This window comes from Niabella drilacis (genome assembly GCF_900101395.1).
Lineage (GTDB): Bacteria > Bacteroidota > Bacteroidia > Chitinophagales > Chitinophagaceae > Niabella > Niabella drilacis.
Genome location: NZ_FMZO01000013.1, coordinates 1 through 18594, shown reverse-complemented (window position 1 = coordinate 18594; position 18594 = coordinate 1). Strand labels below are relative to the sequence as shown.

Annotated in this window: 13 protein-coding genes; 11 read left to right on the top strand and 2 right to left on the bottom strand. The window is 49.0% G+C overall.

Annotation, left to right across the window (positions count from 1 at the left end; all coding sequences use genetic code 11):
• The first annotated feature begins 158 nt into the window (after positions 1 to 158).
• The 4 genes from glpK (at position 159) to BLS44_RS19205 (ending at position 3604) form a co-directional block, all read left to right on the top strand.
• The gene (gene glpK / locus BLS44_RS19220; protein WP_090391866.1) at positions 159 to 1655 is read left to right on the top strand and encodes a glycerol kinase GlpK; all 1497 of its coding nucleotides are present in this window, start codon (positions 159 to 161) and stop codon (positions 1653 to 1655) included.
• A 73-nt stretch (positions 1656 to 1728) separates the two neighbouring features.
• Positions 1729 to 2436 (top strand): MIP/aquaporin family protein, encoded by a 708-nt coding sequence (locus BLS44_RS19215; protein WP_090391865.1) that lies wholly within the window; start codon positions 1729 to 1731, stop codon positions 2434 to 2436.
• Positions 2437 to 2819: 383 nt separating this feature from the next.
• Positions 2820 to 3101, top strand: a complete 282-nt coding sequence (locus tag BLS44_RS19210; protein WP_143019851.1) for a hypothetical protein — start codon at positions 2820 to 2822, stop codon at positions 3099 to 3101.
• 74 nt (positions 3102 to 3175) lie between these two features.
• Positions 3176 to 3604 (top strand): hypothetical protein, encoded by a 429-nt coding sequence (locus tag BLS44_RS19205; protein WP_090391863.1) that lies wholly within the window; start codon positions 3176 to 3178, stop codon positions 3602 to 3604.
• Between the two features lie 84 nt (positions 3605 to 3688).
• On the opposite strand, the gene BLS44_RS19200 is transcribed toward BLS44_RS19205, so the two are convergent.
• Entirely contained in the window at positions 3689 to 4774 is a 1086-nt protein-coding gene (locus tag BLS44_RS19200) for an aminotransferase class V-fold PLP-dependent enzyme (RefSeq protein WP_090391862.1), read from the bottom strand.
• An 81-nt stretch (positions 4775 to 4855) separates the two neighbouring features.
• Positions 4856 to 6379 (bottom strand): lysine--tRNA ligase, encoded by a 1524-nt coding sequence (gene lysS, locus BLS44_RS19195; RefSeq protein ID WP_090391861.1) that lies wholly within the window; start codon positions 6377 to 6379, stop codon positions 4856 to 4858.
• 236 nt (positions 6380 to 6615) lie between these two features.
• On the opposite strand from lysS, the gene BLS44_RS19190 reads away from it, so the two are divergent.
• The 7 genes from BLS44_RS19190 (at position 6616) to BLS44_RS19160 (ending at position 18356) form a co-directional block, all read left to right on the top strand.
• Complete coding sequence (locus BLS44_RS19190; RefSeq protein ID WP_176954487.1) at positions 6616 to 7377, top strand: helix-turn-helix domain-containing protein; 762 nt, start codon at positions 6616 to 6618, stop codon at positions 7375 to 7377.
• Between the two features lie 204 nt (positions 7378 to 7581).
• A complete protein-coding gene (locus BLS44_RS19185) occupies positions 7582 to 8781 on the top strand; it encodes a Pycsar system effector family protein (RefSeq protein ID WP_090391859.1) in 1200 nt (399 codons plus the stop codon).
• Between the two features lie 16 nt (positions 8782 to 8797).
• Positions 8798 to 10819 (top strand): polyphosphate kinase 1, encoded by a 2022-nt coding sequence (gene ppk1 / locus BLS44_RS19180; RefSeq protein WP_090391858.1) that lies wholly within the window; start codon positions 8798 to 8800, stop codon positions 10817 to 10819.
• A complete protein-coding gene (locus BLS44_RS19175; RefSeq protein ID WP_090391857.1) occupies positions 10816 to 11646 on the top strand; it encodes an SdiA-regulated domain-containing protein in 831 nt (276 codons plus the stop codon). The genes ppk1 and BLS44_RS19175 overlap by 4 nt, the downstream gene beginning before the upstream one ends.
• A 5-nt stretch (positions 11647 to 11651) precedes the next feature.
• Entirely contained in the window at positions 11652 to 15251 is a 3600-nt protein-coding gene (locus tag BLS44_RS19170; protein WP_090391856.1) for a BamA/TamA family outer membrane protein, read from the top strand.
• 6 nt (positions 15252 to 15257) lie between these two features.
• Positions 15258 to 17657: a GAF domain-containing protein gene (locus BLS44_RS19165; protein WP_090391855.1), complete on the top strand. Its 2400-nt coding sequence runs from the start codon at positions 15258 to 15260 to the stop codon at positions 17655 to 17657.
• Positions 17658 to 17978: 321 nt separating this feature from the next.
• A complete protein-coding gene (locus tag BLS44_RS19160; RefSeq protein WP_090391854.1) occupies positions 17979 to 18356 on the top strand; it encodes a GxxExxY protein in 378 nt (125 codons plus the stop codon).
• Positions 18357 to 18594: the final 238 nt, after the last annotated feature.

The following is an 18594-nucleotide window of genomic DNA, read 5'->3' as shown; positions in this document are numbered from 1 at the left end:
AAATGGAGATGGTTTTAAGGAAGAAGACGCGGTTGTGCTGTTGATCCCGGCAGGAACAGCCGGAACGTTAACGCAGGAGCATCGAAGGAATAAAAAAGAGATAACAATTACGAATAACCTTTTAAACCCCGCCAGGGTAAAAGCAAAAAATTTATTGCATGCCAAAATATGTTCTATCCCTTGATCAGGGAACCACAAGCTCCCGGGCCATCGTTTTTGATAAGGCCGGTACCATTGTTGCTGTTGCGCAAAAAGAGTTTACGCAGCTCTTTCCCCAACCTGGTTGGGTAGAGCATGATGCCAATGAAATATGGTCTACCCAGCTCGGAGTGGCCACTGAAGCCATCGTAAAGGCCGGGCTTACCACGCAGGATATTGCCTCCATCGGGATCACGAACCAGCGGGAGACAACGGTTGTGTGGGACCGGAAGACTTCCCAGCCTGTTTACAACGCCATAGTGTGGCAGGATCGCCGGACCTCTGATTATTGCGATGCGTTGAAAAAGGATGGCTCGGCGGAAAAGATAAAACAAAAAACAGGGCTGGTAACCGATGCCTATTTTTCGGCAACCAAGATAAAGTGGATCCTGGATCATGTAGAGGGCGCAAGGACCAAAGCGCAAAACGGGGAGCTCTGTTTTGGAACCATCGACTCCTGGCTGCTGTGGAAGCTGACCAACGGAGCCGTGCATGCCACGGATGTCAGCAATGCCTCCCGTACCATGGCCTTTAATATTCATACCCTGCAATGGGATGAGGAGTTGCTGCAGTTGTTTGGCATTCCGCAAAGCATGATGCCGGAAGTACGCTCCAGCAGCGAAGTGTATGGCCATACCCAGCAGCTCCTTACTGCTGCGCAGATACCGGTGAGCGGTATTGCCGGTGATCAGCAATCGGCATTGTTTGGGCAAATGTGCACCCAGTCCGGGATGGTAAAGAACACGTATGGAACGGGATGCTTTATGCTGATGCATACCGGAAACCAGCCCGTGCCCTCCAGGAATAACCTGCTCACCACTATTGCCTGGAAGATCAATAACGAAGTAAGCTATGCATTGGAGGGCAGCGTATTTATTGCGGGTGCCGTGGTGCAGTGGCTGCGTGACGGGCTGAAACTGATCCAGAACTCAGGGGACATAGAAGCACTGACCGCAACGGCCGCCGACAATGGCGGCGTATACATGGTACCGGCGTTTACCGGGCTGGGTGCGCCGTACTGGAACCAGCATGCCCGGGGTATTATTACCGGGCTTACCCGCGGCAGTACCGACGGGCATATAGCGCGTGCAGCGGTAGAAAGCATTGCGTACCAGACCATGGATGTATTAAAAGCCATGGAGGCGGATGCCGGCCTCCAGATCAAAGAAGTACGGGTAGACGGTGGTGCTACGGTAAATAATTACCTGATGCAGTTCCAGGCCAACCTGCTGGATACCGCCGTAGTACGTCCGAAGATCACAGAAACAACAGCCCTGGGCGCCGCCTATCTGAGCGGACTGGCGGTTGGCTTTTGGAAAGACCTTGATGAGATCAAACAGTACTGGCAGGAAGATGAGCGGTTTGAACCCTATATGAGTGAGGAAGTGCGGGAGCAGCTGAGCAAAGGGTGGAAACGCGCAGTGCGTGCGGCACAGGTATGGGCGGAGGAAATTTAATTTGAAATATGTGAATAAAACCGGTGCGGCGTGAGACCTCAAACAAGAAACTTCAAACGACAAACAAAACCATATGAATATTTTTACAAGTGAATTAATTGGTACATTCTTTCTTATTATTTTGGGGAACGGAGTGGTGGCCAACGTGGTATTAAATAAAACAAAAGGCAACAATAGCGGCTGGATCGTTATTACATTCGGTTGGGCTATGGCCGTTTTTGTAGGGGTCTTTGTTTCATCAAAAGCAAGCGGGGCGCACCTGAATCCCGCCGTTACGGCAGCACTGGCCTATCTTGGCAAAATAGAAACGGCAACGATCCCGCAATACCTGGGCGGCCAATTGCTGGGCGCTATGCTGGGGCAGCTGGGTGTATGGGCGGCTTACCGGCAGCATTTTATTGAAACAGACGATACTGTGGCAAAGCTGGCCGTGTTCAGTACGGTACCTGCTATCCGCAATGCAGGCCATAACCTGGTAACGGAGGCTATCGGTACTTTTATCCTGATCCTTTCCGTATTGTTTATTATTGCGCCTTTCAATAGTTTGGGTGCGCTGGATGCATTGCCTGTTGCGTTTATCGTGCTGGCCATCGGCTTAAGCCTTGGCGGCCCCACCGGGTACGCCATCAATCCCGCCAGGGACCTGGGCCCGCGCATTATGCATGCGCTGTTGCCGATTGGCAAAAAAGGCAGCAGCGACTGGAGTTATAGCTGGATCCCCGTTGTAGGCCCCCTGATCGGCGCGCTGCTGGCGGCCATTGTTTTTCAACAACTGAGTTAACCTGGTAAGGGTTTAAGATTTTGCCTGTACGGTTCCGGGAGCCGTGCAGGCTTTTTGTTGATACCTTTCCGTTGTTAAACCCTATGAGGGCTTGCTGATTCATGCAGCAATCGGTCAAATTACACGATCCGTACACCAATGCTCTTTCTGACCCTTTTTCTTTGCCCTAAAAGGCATGCGAAGCTTCGGGAGTACACCACTTATATGTCCAGGACAAAAGAGCGCAACAACGTTAATGAAGTGATTATGGTTAATGAGCAGACAATGCTTAAAAAAGGGGCTGACTTTTTCTAAACGGCATCTCAGGGAAAACCATGAGAAAAAAATCAGGGTTTCCGAGGATTGTTTTTAAAAGCAATGCATACCAACTTTACAGCAACGTTTTGAGCAGAATGCAAACCGCTATCTGCATCAAAGCATCGCTTAAACCCTATGTAGTGGTGGCCGGAGGGTATGAAATGACCGGAACCGGTGAAGACAAAAACAAGTTTTCCGGGTTGCTTATTGGCGGGGGATTAGGGGTGTCCTGCTTTGTAAATAAAAAGAGCTCGGTAGATCTTCAGTTGAGCTATTCGCATGAGTCTTTAACCAGTAAGGAAGATAAAAACGATAAGTTTAAAACCAACCAGTTTTCCCCAACATTGGGCTTTACGATCTTTTTGTAAAAAGTATATAACAAAGGGTCGCCTTCTTCCGGATTTTCGAAACAGGGTTTAATACGCAGAAAAAAATCATACAAATGAAACAGGTACTCACGGTTTTTCTTTTGCTGGCCGTTAGTGTTTGCAGTGCTCAGACACCGAACCTTCAGCAGGGTAAAAAGGCTTTTGTTGTGGCTGCAACAGGCGATGCGCATGAGGCGGCTGTACGTTCTGAACTGATCAAGCAGCTAAAAGAATGGGGCTACTGGCAGATAACGGCCGGGCGCAAACAGGCAGACCTTATACTCCATCTTGAAGCGCAAACACATCGTGGCGTTACGGCCTGGTCCTGGGGCGGCATTACTACCAAGGCCTATCTCAGGGTAACCGATAAAGAAGACCAAACTGTTTGGCAAAGCAGGCACTATAAAGCCAATCCTAATGGCACCAATGGGTTTAACACCGCCAAAGCTACCATCACCAGGATTGTGAAAGAAATGAAAGTTGCTGCAGCAAAAATAAGATAGCCAATTAGTATCGATTGCAGATGTAAAAAATGAATGACTGTATTGGTGGGCTGCAAATCAAGTAGCAATTATGGATTCCGGTATTTACAGTTTTGCCCAGTCTTTAATGCAGCAGACCACCGTGTCGATATCCGCTTCTGTGTTGTGCAAATGAATGCTGATACGTACCAGGCCATTCCGCCCGGTAGTGATCACGTTATTTTGGGAAAGATGCGCATGCAGCCCGTTTTTGTCTTCCAGCACAACAATAGAGCTTCTGTGTTCTACAGCCGCAGGACCAATGATGGATACCGGCAATGATGCAAGTTCCTCCAGCAGCATTTTGGTAAGTGCCCGGTTGTGCTGTTCAATAAAAGGCATTCCAGACGCTTTCTTTTCCAGGATGGCCTGGTTTAAAACAGCAAATCCAAACATATTCAGACTGCCCGGTTCATAGTTGGCCACGCCACCGTCGAAGCTGAACCCGTTACCGGCAATATGAAAGGTATTGCTGTTCATCCCCGTTATCTTTGCCGGGTACTGTGCCGCAAAGCGGGGGTTCATGTATAAAATACCATTGCCAAAACCGGCATTCATCCATTTGTAATTGCTGGAAATTAAAACATCAGGATCTGTATCAGGAATTTGAAGATCCACAGCCCCCAGGCTTTGTGTGGCATCAATGATGGTACGCACTCCGTGCTGCCGGCACAGGAGGCAAAGAGCTTTAATGTTGAGCCTGAAACCGCTTTGCCACTGCACGTGGCTGATGGCTACGAGGTCTATGTGTTGTTCCCGGATGATGGATTCAATTTTATCGGGGTCGATGGTAAACCCGTTTTCATCATCGAGCCATACGATGTCAAACTTGTTAATAACAAAGGGAGCATACACAGACGGGAAATCTTTTTTATACAGCAGTACTTTTTCCCGGCCGGTCAGTGCCTGTACCACGGCATTCATCCCAAAGGAAAAATTCGGGATCAGGGCGATATCGGCAGCGGGGGCGCCTATAAAGCCCGCTATGTTTTCTTTGATCTGCAACCGTTCCACATCGCGCCAGTGCTCAGCAGCCCCTGAACTGTTCTGCGCAAAATGATCATACAGGCCGGTGCCGGCTTTTAGAACGGAGGGCGAGATAAGACCACAGGCGGCCGTATTGAGGTAGGTATTGTTATTTGTTGCAGGCATTCCTTTTATTTATAAAGATAAAAAAAGCGCCGTTGCCGGCGCCTCCTCCTGAACCTGCCAGGTTTATTAAACCTAACAGGTTCAGGACAGCTTCTCCGGCCGCATTTGCGGGAAGAGCAATACATCCTGTATCGACGGCTGATTCGTCAGCAACATCACCAGGCGGTCTACACCAAAGCCGATACCGGAGGTAGGCGGCATGCCATATTCCAGTGCCCGTAAAAAATCGTAGTCGATGTACATGGCTTCTTCATCACCCCGCTCCAGCAGCTTAGCCTGTTCTTCAAACCGCTCCCGCTGCTCTATAGGGTCATTGAGCTCAGAGTAGGCATTGGCAATTTCCTTCCCGTTAATCATCAGCTCAAACCGTTCTACCAGCCCTGGTTTGCTGCGATGCTTCTTGGTAAGCGGACTCATCTCCACCGGGTAGTCAATAATAAAAGTGGGCTGTATATAATGTGCTTCGCATTTTGCGCCAAAGATCTCGTCGATAAGTTTGCCCTTGCCCATTGTTTTATCTACATGAATATTCAGTCCGGCACAAACGGCGCGTAACCCTTCTTCATCCAGCGTGCTTACGTCATGACCGGTATGCTCCTTAATGGCATCATAAATAGAAACCCGTTGAAAAGGCGCCTTAAAAGAAATGGTTTTATCGCTAACCGGAACATCGGTGGTGCCGCAAACATCCTGTGCCGCTTTTTCCAGCAATTGTTCGGTCGTTTCCATCATCCAGTAATAGTCTTTATAGGCCACATAGAACTCCAGGATGGTAAATTCAGGATTATGGGTACGGTCCATTCCTTCATTGCGGAAGTTGCGGCTGAATTCATACACCCAGTCAAAACCGCCCACGATCAGTCTTTTTAAATAAAGCTCATTGGCAATGCGCAAATAAAACGGCACATCCAGCGCATTATGATGTGTTTTAAACGGGCGGGCCGCTGCGCCTCCGGGGATGGATTGCAATACCGGCGTATCTACCTCCAGGGCGCCTTCTTTATTCAGAAAATCCCGGATCGAGTTCACCAGGAGGGTACGTTTGAGAAAGGTTTCCCGCACTGCGGGGTTAATGATCAGGTCTGCATAACGCTGCCGGTATTTGAATTCCGGATCGGTAACCTCATCAAAAACGTTCCCCTCCTCATCGCGCTTTACTACGGGTAAAGGCTTTAATGATTTAGCCAGCAGGGTAAGGGTCTGTGTATGGATCGAGGTTTCCCCGGTCTTGGTAATAAATACAAACCCGGTAACACCGATGAAATCTCCCAGGTCGAGCCCGTGTTTTACCACGTTATCCCAAAATGATTTATCCTCGCCGGGGCAAAGTTCATCCCGTTTTACGTAGAGCTGGATCAGTCCCTGTTTGTCCTGGATCTTGATGAAAAAAACTTTGCCCTTGTCATTGATACTCATAATACGACCGGCAACACATACCTGGGCAAAGGCCGCCTTGTTTTCTTCGGTAAACTGGTCTTTTATATCGGCAGAAAAATGACTTACCGGGTACAATGCCGCCGGATAGGGATCAACGCCTGCCTCTTTTAATTTTTGTAATTTCTCTCTTCTTATTTTTTCCTGTTCGGAAAAGGATTGTGTACTCATGAACTGCTCCAGATTTTTATGAGCGGCAAAGATACTTTATCATTCCGGAAAACAGGGCAAAGACCTCTTAATTGATCCTCCGGAATGCTTCAGCGGCGGCTTTTCCTGCAGATGAAGCCGGTTTCCGTCCGGATCCGCCTTCCGGCGGGTTACCGGGCTGTACCTGCTGCGAAAAAGCCGGACATCTGTACCTTGGGGAGCCTCATTATATGTACCTTTGTTCTAATATAAAAGCCATGTCTCAAAACCTTTACAAAACGGACGAGTTCTCGATCGAATATATTCCCGCGGCGGATATATTGAAGGGTGACTTCCTGAAATGTAAAACCTCGGGAGAATATGTGCGGGCCATCCGGGCTTTTAAGGAGGTCTATGAGCGGGTACTTCCGCGGTATACGTTTTGGGACAATACAAAGTTCCGCCATATTATTACACCCCAGGAACAAAAGTGGACCGATTCTTTTCTGAATTATCCGGGTTCGCAAAAGGGGGTGACCCAAAAAGTGGGCATCCTGGTAAGCCAGGATGTACTGGCAATGCTTTCCGTTTACGAAATCTTTGAGCAGGGAAAGGCGCCCCTGCGCCCCGGATTTTTTTCACATGAAGAACAGGCCCTGGAGTGGCTGGCAAAAAAAGAAGATCCCGTTGCCCCGTTACCGGATCATAAACCGTCTATTGCGATAGACTGGAATAAGGAGAAGGCCAAGGCCGTGATCCGCTTGGAAATGGATGCGCAGGATCTTCCCTATTACATGGCGCGGTTCAAACGGTTTTTAAATGAGCATGATTTTTTAAAAAAGAACCTTCTCCTGTTTCAAAGCCTCACAAAACGGGAACGGAAGATCCTTTCTATGATCATAGAAGGTCAGCATAATGGAGAAATCGCCGAACAGCTGTTTATCTCCTGCGAAACCGTAAAAACCCATCGTAAGAATATTATGCGTAAACTGGACTGTTCCGGCTTTCGCGAGCTGGTCCGCTTCGGGTTGTTTCTTTAAGAAAGACTGTTTCACGGGAAGGCCGGTAAATAATAAAAGCGCTGTAAACAGGTTTTTCATAAGCGCCCTGAGGAGCCGCGGTAAACAAGCCGCCGGACCCGCTCCCTGCAGGAATGAGCTTTTTGAATTCCCCGTCGTATCTTTAACAGCCGCTATTTTTCCTGTAAACAGGTAACAGGCCTGCGGTATATTTAAAAAGATACAATGGAGTACACTGCCCTATTGCCGGATGCGGCGTATTATGTAGCGCAATACATTGCTGATCATGTCAGGCCCGGGTTGCATTATCATAACCTGGAGCATATTACCCATGCAGTTGCTGCAGCAAAGCAAATTGCGGATCATTACCAGCTTCCGGAACCGGAATATGCAACGGTGGTGATTGCCGCCTGGTTTCACGACCTGGGATATTACGCCGGTGAACGCACGGGTCATGAAGAAACCGGCGCCCGCCTGGCAGCTGAGTATCTTGCAACAAAGAACGCAGACGCCGCTTTTATAACGGCGGTTTCCGGTTGTATAAGGGCTACAAAAATGCCCCAGCAGCCGGCCAACCGGCTGGAAGCCATCGTTTGCGACGCCGATCTTTTTCACCTGGGTACGGCCGATTTTGACACGTTTAATAAGTTGATGCGTAAAGAAGAGGAAGCCGTTTTTCAGAAAAGGATCTCCAAAGAGGATTGGCGCAGCAGTACCATCCGGCTTTTGCAGCAGCACCGGTATCATACGGACTACTGCCGGCTGCTTTTAAATGATAAAAAACAGGAGAACCTGGGAAAGCTGCTTGCCAAACAACAGGAAAAGGCAGCGGAGGCTCAATTACCCGCAAGCGATCACAGCACCGAACCGGCCACGCCCGGTAAAAAGAACCCGAAGGACCCCGGCCGGGGTATAGAAACGATGTTCCGGATCACTTCCACCAATAACCAGCGGCTGAGCGATATGGCCGATAACAAAGCGCAGATCCTCATTACCGTGAACTCGATCATTTTATCCGCCATCATCACCTTGCTGCTAAGAAAGCTGGATGCAAAAGACCCGCTGGTATACCCAACCTTCCTGATCCTCTCCACGGCGGTCATTACCATGGTGGTGGGGATACTGGCCACACGCCCCAGTTTGCCCAATGGTATATTTACAAAAGAAGACGTCGATTCAAAAAAGATCAACCTGCTGTTCTTTGGTAATTTTTACCGGATGCACCTCGATGAATATGCCTCGGGTATGCGAAAGATCATGGGAGACAAGGATTTCCTGTATGACACCCTGATCAAAGACGTATTTTCGCAGGGAGTGGTTTTGGGAAGGAAATACAAATTATTGCGGCTGGCATATAATATTTTTATGTTCGGGATCATTTTTTCGGTGATCGGTTTTTTAATTGCCATGATCCTGAATGACTAACGGTCAATAATAGGTGATGGAGATTTTGCAAAAATGGAATGACCGGGACATCAGCTGGTTACAGTTTAACGGCCGTGTGCTGGAGGAGGCTGCAAGGCAGGAAGTGCCATTGCTGGAACGGGTCAACTTTCTTGCTATTTATTCTTCGAACCTGGATGAATTTTACCGGGTGCGCATGCCGGTGATAAAAGCGATCGGGAAACTGGAGGCGGGTACAACCCTGCAGGTAACGGATGTGGTAAAAGAGCTGATCAACCGGCAACAGCAACGATTTGGCTATATACTGCGGGAGCAGATCATTCCTGCGCTCCGGCAGGAGCAAATTTACCTGGTATATAATGAGCCCATTCCGGAAGGCATCCATGCAATCGTAAAGGCGTATTTTTTTGATGTACTGGCGGCTTATATTGTATTGATACCGTTGAATGCCGAAAAACCGGCATTTCTCGAAAACAATAAGCTGTATATGCTGGTAGCGCTGGAGCAGGAATCCGGCCGGGGCTCCTGCATTGTAAGCATCCCTTCAGATAAAGTGCCCCGTTTTCTGCACACCGTTTATGAGGGGATCACCTATGTGCTTTTTATAGATGATATCATCCGGATGCACCTGGGTGTGATCTTTAAGGACGCGGTCATCAATGGCGCATATAATATTAAGATAACCCGGGATGCGGAGCTGAGCCTGCAGGATGAATATGCCGGCGATATTGCCGTAAAAATAGAAGCGGAGATCCAGAAACGGGATTTTGGGCTGGCTACGCGCCTTTTATACCCGCCCGATCTGCCGGCGGAGTTGTTGCACTCGCTCATAGAAACGTATGGATTACAGGGAGCTAATACCACTTCCGGGGGGTATTATCACAACCTGAAAGATTTTTTTTCGTTCCCGGTAAAGCCGCGCTTCCTGCTTTATCCTCCGGAACCGGCCTTTTCGCTGGTATCGGAAGCGCCCTCCCTGTTTGAGCATATTGCCGTCAAAGATTTTATCGTGCACACACCCTATTGTTCTTATGATGCGGTATTACGGTTCTTTAACGAGGCGGCCATCAACCCGGATGTGGCAGAAGTATATACCACCATGTACCGGGTGGCACGGGATTCGAGGATCGCAAACGCCCTGATCACCGCAGCAAAGAATGGGAAAAAAGTGACGGCCTTCGTTGAGCTGAAAGCCCGTTTTGATGAAGAGAACAATATCCGGTGGGCTAAAACGATGAAGGCCGCAGGGGTAAAGATCATTTACAGTATTCCGGGGCTGAAGGTCCACGCAAAAGTAGCCCTGGTCCGGATCCGCAAAGAGGGACGGCTAAAAGATTTTGGTCTTTTCTCCACCGGAAATTTTAATGAATCCTCTGCCCGGATCTATACGGATCATATCCTGTTCACTGCCCGGCCGGAGCTGCTCCGGGAACTCGAACTCCTTTTTATCTTCCTGGCCAAGCGGCGCAAACCGCTGCCGGAAGAACAAGCCCTGTTTACCACACTACTGGTGGCACAGTTTAACCTGCAGCAGGAGTTCCTTAAAAGGATCGACGCGGAAATCGGGCATGCGCGCGCTGGGCGAAAAGCCGGCATTACCATAAAGCTCAATAATCTTGAAGAGGAGGTCATGATCTCCAAACTCTATGAGGCCAGCTGCGCCGGAGTAACCATCAACCTGATCGTACGTGGTATTTGCCGGCTGGTACCCGGTGTGGAAAACTTAAGCAGCCGGATTAAAGTAAAAAGGATCGTAGACCGTTATCTGGAACATGGGCGCATCTTTTTATTTGAGAACAATGGCGACCCCCAGGTGTACCTGGGCTCGGCCGATTGGATGAACCGGAACCTGTACCGGAGGATAGAGGTTTGCTTCCCGGTAAATGATCCGGAGCTTGAAAAGGAGCTGATAACCATCCTGCAGATGCAGTGGGAAGATACGGCTGCGGCTGTCCGGGTGGGGGATGAGGCCCGGGACGTACCATTGTGGGGGAACAAAAGTGCCTTCAGATCGCAACGGGGTATTTACCTTTACTTAAAAGAAAAATACGAAAGATGAATAAATTCGGTATCCTGCTTTTTTCCCTTGCGGCGGTTTCCTGCATGGGGCAGAAGGAATATACGAGCCCGGCCGGTTATGATCTGTCCCGCCCCGAAACCTTTAAAATGCCGGTGATACTCGACGAGATCTCCGGGATCACCTTTACAAACAGCGATACGCTTTATGCTGTTCAGGATGAAAAGGGAACCGTATTTCATTTTCAACCGGGCAGCGAAGCGCTGGCAGCGACAAAGTTTGGCAGGAAAGGGGATTATGAAGACCTTTCGGTAAGCAACGGCAATATCGTTGTATTGAGGAGCGATGGCAGTTTGTATGCTTTTCCGTTGAATGAAACGGCGCAACCCGAAGCGGCTTCCGTAAAGGAATGGAAAAAGGCCGTGCCTGCGGGGGAATATGAAGCGCTTTATGCAGACCCGCAGAATAATGAGGTGTATGTGCTGTGTAAACAATGTGAAGCGGATAAAAAGACCAGCCAGGTTACGGGGTATATTTTACAATGGACCGGTGGGGAGCTGGTTACAAAAACGACGTTTACACTGGATGCGGCCACCCTGCAGAACGGCAAATCAAAAAAGGCGGCTTTAAAACCCAGTGCCCTTGCCCGGAACCCGAAGACTGGTGAATGGTATATCTTATCTTCTGTGAATAAGTTGCTGTTGGTAGCAGACAGGGAGTGGCATGTAAAGGAAACCCATACCCTGAAACCCTCCCTATTTCCGCAGCCCGAAGGAATTGCCTTTGACAAAGCAGGGAATTTATGGATCAGCAACGAAAAAGATCAGGCAGCTTATGGCACCGTTTTAAAGTTTGCGCTTAAACAATAGCCCCTATGCTGAAGAAAATGATCGGATATCTTTTATTATTCATTCCGCTTACCGGGATACAGGCGCAGGATTCTGTTCAAAACCGCCTGATACTGATCGGGGATGCAGGGGAGATCAATCCCCATCAGTCTGCGGTGATTCAAACAGCCGCGGAGAACGTATTGGATCAAAGAACAACGGTATTGTTCCTGGGGGATAATATTTATCCGAACGGGATGCCGCTGAAAGATACCGCAGCCATTTCCGCAGCAGAAAAGGTACTGTCGGCACAATACGAACCCATGCTTCAGAAGGGGGCAAAAGTGCTGTTTGTACCGGGCAACCACGATTGGGACCGTATGGGCAAACAAGGATACCGGAAGATCCTGGCCCAGGATGCTTTTTTGAACGGACAAAACAATCCCAATTTAAAGCTGCTGCCCGGAAAAGGCTGCCCCGGCCCGGAAGAGGTTCCGGTTTCGGAAAATGTGGTATTGATCGCCTTCGACAGCGAATGGTGGTTGTTCCAGCATGAAAAGAACAGCGAAGAATGTGCCTGCAGCACAAAGGAGGCGTTCCTGGAAAAGCTGTCCGAAATCGTAAGCCGTAACCGAGGTAAAATGATCTTCCTGGTTTGCCACCACCCGTTCCAGAGCTATGGCGTGCATGGAGGCCGTTATAACCTGAAGGACCATATCTTTCCGCTGACCAACCTGAATAAGAACCTTTATATTCCCCTGCCGGTGGTCGGGTCGCTTTACCCCCTGCTCCGGAGCAGCATTCCCAACCCCGAGGACCAGGGGCATCCGGATTATAAAGAAATGACGGCCCTTATTGACAGTGTATTCAGCGGGTATAAAAACCTCGTGCATGTGGCGGGGCATGAGCATGGGCTGCAATTTATAAAAGGGCAGGAAGTACAGATCGTAAGCGGCGCCGGGGCAAAAAATGCCTATGTAAAAAAGGGGCCACATAGCCTGTTTGCCAAAAAGAACAGCGGCTTTGTAATCGTAGATATTCTTACCGGCGGCGTGTTGAAGATCCGCTACTATATGATGGAAGGCGGGCATATGCAAGAGGCCTTTACATACCGCCTGCCGTTTATCACACCCGGGCAGCAGCTAAAGGCGGTGAACGATGCATCCCTGGCAGCAATGGATAGTGTGGTGGTACGTACCAATGAAGCGCTTGATAAGCCGGGCGCCGGTCACCGTATCTGGTTCGGGGAAAATTTCAGAAAGGAATGGGCAGCTCCCGCTAAACTGCCGGTGCTGCGGATTTCACAGATCAGCGGAGGGCTAACGCCGGTAAAAGAGGGCGGCGGCCTTCAAACCAAATCGCTCCGGCTGGTAAGTCCTTCCGGGGAAGAATGGGTGCTGCGCAACGTGAACAAGAATATGGAAATCCTGCTGCCGGAAGCTCTGCGGAATACGTTTGCAAAGGATGCCGTTACGGATGCCCTGAGCGGGCAACATCCCTATTCGGCCCTTATTGTGCCTCCGATTGCGGAAGCGGCGGGGGTGCCCCATGCCAACCCGGTAATTGGTGTAGTGGCACCCGATACGGCGCTGCTGCCCTATGCGGATAATTTTTTCAACAAGGTTTGTTTGCTGGAAGAGCGGGAACCGATCGGCAAATCGGACAATACCGAGAAAATGTATAAGAACCTGCTGAAGGATAATGACAATACCGTAGATACCGCCACCTATTTCAAAGCCCGCCTGGTAGACCTGCTTGTGGGAGACTGGGACCGGCATGAAGACCAGTGGCGCTGGGCCTATGATAAAAAGAAGAAAGATCGCCGGTATGTGCCGGTGCCGCGGGACCGCGACCAGGTTTTCCACGTGGTGCAGGGCATCCTGCCTACCATTGCTTCCGGTCCTTCGATCATGCCGCGGTTTCATGATTTTACGGGCCGGATCAAAAAAATAAATGCCTATTTTATGGCGGGCAGGGGATTGAATGGCCGCTTTTTTAACCAGTACAATTACGACCAGTGGATGCAGCTGGTACATGGTTTTACCGCGGCAGTCACCGATTCGGTGCTGGAAGCGGCGCTGAAACGGTTGCCGGCATCTTCCTATGCTATGGATCACGACCGGTTCCTGGCGATCCTGAAAGAACGGCGCAACCGCCTTCCGGAAGCAATGACCACCTACTACCGGTTTTACAACCGGGTGGTAGACATACAAACCTCCGATAAGAAAGAGCTGGTACAGATCACCGATGCCGGCAACGGGGGGCTTAAGATCAGCATTCATAAGATCAATAAGGAAGATGCTGTTTCGGATCAGTTGTTCGAGCGCGTATTTGACCCCGCTGTTACCAAAGAGGTCCGCCTGTACATACATTCCGGCAATGACCGTGTGCTGATCAATGCCCGGTCTAAAATAAGATTGCGGATCATCGGGAACAACGATGAAAAACAATACCAGGTGCTCAAAGGAAGAAAGAATATCCGCATATACGGGAAAAAAGAACAGGTTCATTTTACGGGGGAAGATCAAAGCATCAGGAAGCGGCTGTCGAATGACAGCAGCAACACCGCCTATGTGCCAACCGATCTGTACAACCGGTACTTTATACGCCCCAACCTTGGTTTTAACAGGGATGATGGGATCATGCTGGGATTGGGAGTGCGGTTTGTGAACCAGGGCTTCCGGAAAAAACCGTACGCAAATGCGCACCAGTTATCGTACCTGCATTCCTTTTCTTCCGGTGCGAACAGTTTCCGGTTTAAAAGCGACTGGCTGCATGCCATCGGGAAGGCAGACCTGGTGGTCACGGGCCGGGTCATGGCTCCCGATAATGTACAGAACTTCTTTGGGTTGGGTAACGGAACAGGATACGACAAAACAAAGGGGATAGGATACTACCGTGCCCGGTTCACACTTGTTGATATTGCACCGGGACTGAGATGGCGCTTTAAAGATACAAGGACCCTGTCTGTGTCGCCTTTTTTCCAGCATTACCGTTACGATGCAGATCACAACCAGGGAAAACTGATTGCAACACCCGCACTTGTTGGTACGTATGACAGTAACACTGTAGATCAGAACAAAAATTACACGGGACTTGTTTTAAACTATGAGGCAGACTCAAGGGATAACCCGTTGCTCCCCACTTCCGGGGGACTTTTGAACCTGAGAGTACAGGGGTTTAAGGGGCTGAACGTTAGCGCCCGGGACTTTGCGCAGCTATTGCTGGAGCTATCCTTTTTCAGGAAACTGGGCGCAACGGGGAATGTGGTCTTCTCCGATCGGATCGGCGGCGGTGCTACCGTGGGGAATGCGCCGTTCTACCAGTCGCTGTTTTTAGGCGGGCAGGAGAACCTGCTCGGGTACCGCAAGTTCCGGTTTGCAGGGGAGCAGCTGTTGTATAATAACCTGCAGCTGAGAGTGAAGATAGCAGATATCGGGAGCTATATCCTGCCGGGACAGCTGGGCTTTTCAGGCTTTTTTGATGCCGGAAAGGTTTGGGCAGAAGGAGATAACAGTAATAAAATACATACAGGAGTAGGGGGCGGCCTGTACTTTGTACCGGCACAGATGGCCGTGGTACAGCTCCTGGCCGGATACTCAAGGGAAGGCTGGTATCCTCATTTCAGCATCGGATTCAGATTTTAAACTACCATGCAAACCAAATTACTTGATTTAACAAAATGGCAGGCGGTCCGGATGGAAGGCATTGAAAACGTACTTTCATTTGACCCGCTCATACAATACCTGAAAGAAAGGATTCGCCGGGAAACAACCATAAAGAAGCACTTCTTCGAATTTGTGCTCAACAAATTACTGGCAAATCCCCATCTTAAAGAAGAGCTGACAGTGGACGAAATGGGGCACTTCCAGGATGCGCTGGAACTCGTTTATTGCCTGGTGGAGCCGGCTTTTGCCGAGGAGGAAAAAACGATCTGGGCCATCAGTGTACCATTGGATCCGCTGGTGATCTGTGGCACAGACGCTTTTTATGAGATGATGCAGGGAGGCAATGACCTGATGCACCGGTCAGTGATCCAGCCAACACAGGATAAGTCCGTGGTGCAAACGCGCATGGAGTTCGTTTATTCTGTGATCTTTGAAAAACTGTATAACCAGAAGATCCCCATTGGCAATGATGTCAGTTATGCACTTTCCTTTTTAGAAAAAGGGCTGCCCCGCTATTTTAGAATAAACATTGATACCCGTTTTATAGAAGTGGTGGCCCGGGGGCCGCTTCCGCCGTTAAACCTGATCGAATGGGCAAAGGACATAAGAGGCGAGGACTACGACTGGAGCCAGGGGATCAAACAACTACCGCTTTCATTATTCAAATTCCGGGGGCTTGCCATTATTACGGTTACGGATATTACACAGGAGCAAGCGGTGGACAATATTAAAGCAATAGCGCTTAGCCGGCATGGGTTTGCTTTAAAAGAAGATACACAGCAGGTGATCCACTCCCTGAAAGTACTGATGGGCAGCCCTGAAACAGAATTCGGGCTGTTGCCCAATTTGCGGGTAAATGATAAACTGGTTTTTACCCTGGAAAGTGGTAACAACAGTATTTTGCTGCAACCCAATCATTGTATCGACAATGGAAAGAGTTTTCAGAAACTTGCCGAAGAGTATCTCAATCATCCCAAACCGGTACTGATCGATGATACGGCACAGGGAGAAGATGCCCGGCAATTATTACAGTTCCTGAATATGGCGGGTATCCAGGCCTATGCTTTATTTCCTATTTTTCATAGCAATGAAGTGGCCGGGGTGCTGGAGATCTATTCCTATAAAAAGGGAGTACTGAATTTGCAGAGCCTGGTAAAATTAAAGGACGCACTACCGGTGATTGCACAGCTACTCAAAAACTCTATTGACGAATTCAACAATCACCTGGATAATATTGTAAAAGATAAATTTACAGCGTTGCAGCCGGCGGTACAGTGGAAGTTTAATGAGGCTGCCTGGAATTACCTGCGGGAGAACCGCCTGTCGAACCAAAAGCGCCCCATTGAGAAGATCTCTTTTAAAAGTGTTTTCCCATTATATGGAGCCATTGATATACGGAACTCGACCATAGCGCGTAATAAAGCAATGGCGGCAGATGCAGCCTTTCAGCTGGAGCTTTTGATCCGGCTGCTGGAGCGTATCCGGCAGCAGACCGGGCTGGTGCTGGTAGACGATATGATCGTAAAATGCAATAAATGGCTGTCCGGAATCCACGGAGACATCCGGGATTCTGAATACGGGAAACTGAATGAGTTCCTCGACAACAAAATTGCCCCGTTCCTACAGGATCTGAATGAAAAAGACAGCACCCTTCAACCCCTCATCCGGCCTTACCTCGAAGAAACAGAAGCCAGCACCGGAAAAGCGCTCAACAACATAAGGGTATTTGACAATGCCTTAAAAATACTCAATAATACGATCAACAGCTCCCTGGAACAGTTTAACAACGAGTTGCAGACCTTTTACCCGTATTATTTTGAAAAATTCAGAACGGATGGCTTTGAGTTTGACATTTACGTAGGCCAGGATATTGCCCCGCAGAGACCGTTCAGCCGGTACTACCTGCAAAACCTTCGCCTGCGGCAATTGCAGGTGATGGCAGAAATTGCCCGGGAAACCCATGCGCTTTTACCAAAACTGGAAATTCCCTTGCAAACAACACAGCTGATCTACATCCGGTCGGCGCCCATTGATATCGTTTTCAGGCAGGATGAGCACAAGTTTGATGTTGAAGGGAGTTACAACATCCGCTACCAGGTCATTAAAAAAAGGATCGACAAAGTACGGATCCTGGGTTCAGAAGAGCGGCTTACGCAGCCTGGCAAGATCGCGTTGGTATACCTGAATGAAAGCGAGGTCCGCGAGTACAGGGATTATATTGCCTATCTGCAGGAAGAAGGACTGCTGCTGAACGACCTGGAAGCCGTAGAGCTGGAAGAGTTACAGGGCGTAACAGGGCTCCGCGCATTGCGGGTGAGTATAAATGTTGAGAAAACAGATGAGGTTGTTCCCGATGCACTTACCGGTGCCACAAAAGAGGCGTAGGTCTTTTTGAGATTGGATTTCTGCCAACAGAACGCGGTAACGGGAGCAACCGGGTCGTTGTAATTTCTTCGCGCTCTTAGCGGTAAAAGAAACCGCAATGCACCCGCAAAGTTCGCACGATGGCCGGATCGTTGTAGTTCTTAGCTCCCTTTCGCGTAATCCTCGCGCCCCTTGCGTTAAAAAGAAACCGCAATGTAAGGCCGCCATGGTAAGTAAATGCACCCACCTACCTTTTACTTTTTTTAATTTATATTTACCATGCTATCGAAATGCGCTATTGTATAAGCGCACACCTATTGTTAAACATCAAAATAGCTACCTATGACAGAAAATGAACTATCCAGAATCGTATTTAACGCTGCGCTAAAAGTTCATCAACATTTAGGTCCGGGATTACTGGAAAGTGCCTATGAGGCATGTTTGTTTTATGAGTTATGCAAAAGCGGGCTTTTTATCCGGAAACAAGATGCGTTGCCGCTCATTTATGAAGAAATAAAACTGGATGCAGGATATCGCGTGGATCTACTGATCGAAAATAAACTGATTGTGGAAGTAAAAGCTGTAGAGTCACTAAATGATATTCATTTGGCGCAGGTATTAACGTATTTAAAACTTTCGGGTTGTAAGCTCGGAATGTTGATCAACTTTAATGTAACCCTTATTAAGAACGGAATAAAAAGAATTGCAAATCATTTATGACGCAGAACTCGTCAGCTTATCTTGGTTCTTCTTTAACCGCAATGTACGCAAGGTTCGTAATGGAGGCTGACTGTCGTAATCTCTTCGCGTATCCCTCGCGCTCTTAGCGGTAAAAGGAAACCGCAATGTACGCAATGCACCCGCAAGGTTCGCAATAGAGGCTGACTGTTGTATTTTCTTAGCGTTCTTCGCGTATCCCTCGCGCTCTTAGCGGTAAAAGAAACCGCAATGTACGCAA

Excerpts from the sequence above, each read along its gene's own strand:
- BLS44_RS19170 (WP_090391856.1), top strand. The coding sequence starts at position 11,652 with ATGCTGAAGAAAATGATCGGATATCTTTTATTATTCATTCCGCTTACC.
- BLS44_RS19175 (WP_090391857.1), top strand. The coding sequence starts at position 10,816 with ATGAATAAATTCGGTATCCTGCTTTTTTCCCTTGCGGCGGTTTCCTGC.
- BLS44_RS19215 (WP_090391865.1), top strand. The coding sequence starts at position 1,729 with ATGAATATTTTTACAAGTGAATTAATTGGTACATTCTTTCTTATTATT.
- lysS (WP_090391861.1), bottom strand. The coding sequence starts at position 6,379 with ATGAGTACACAATCCTTTTCCGAACAGGAAAAAATAAGAAGAGAGAAA.
- BLS44_RS19165 (WP_090391855.1), top strand. The coding sequence starts at position 15,258 with ATGCAAACCAAATTACTTGATTTAACAAAATGGCAGGCGGTCCGGATG.
- BLS44_RS19185 (WP_090391859.1), top strand. The coding sequence starts at position 7,582 with ATGGAGTACACTGCCCTATTGCCGGATGCGGCGTATTATGTAGCGCAA.
- BLS44_RS19190 (WP_176954487.1), top strand. The coding sequence starts at position 6,616 with ATGTCTCAAAACCTTTACAAAACGGACGAGTTCTCGATCGAATATATT.
- BLS44_RS19160 (WP_090391854.1), top strand. The coding sequence starts at position 17,979 with ATGACAGAAAATGAACTATCCAGAATCGTATTTAACGCTGCGCTAAAA.
- BLS44_RS19200 (WP_090391862.1), bottom strand. The coding sequence starts at position 4,774 with ATGCCTGCAACAAATAACAATACCTACCTCAATACGGCCGCCTGTGGT.
- glpK (WP_090391866.1), top strand. The coding sequence starts at position 159 with ATGCCAAAATATGTTCTATCCCTTGATCAGGGAACCACAAGCTCCCGG.
- BLS44_RS19205 (WP_090391863.1), top strand. The coding sequence starts at position 3,176 with ATGAAACAGGTACTCACGGTTTTTCTTTTGCTGGCCGTTAGTGTTTGC.
- ppk1 (WP_090391858.1), top strand. The coding sequence starts at position 8,798 with ATGGAGATTTTGCAAAAATGGAATGACCGGGACATCAGCTGGTTACAG.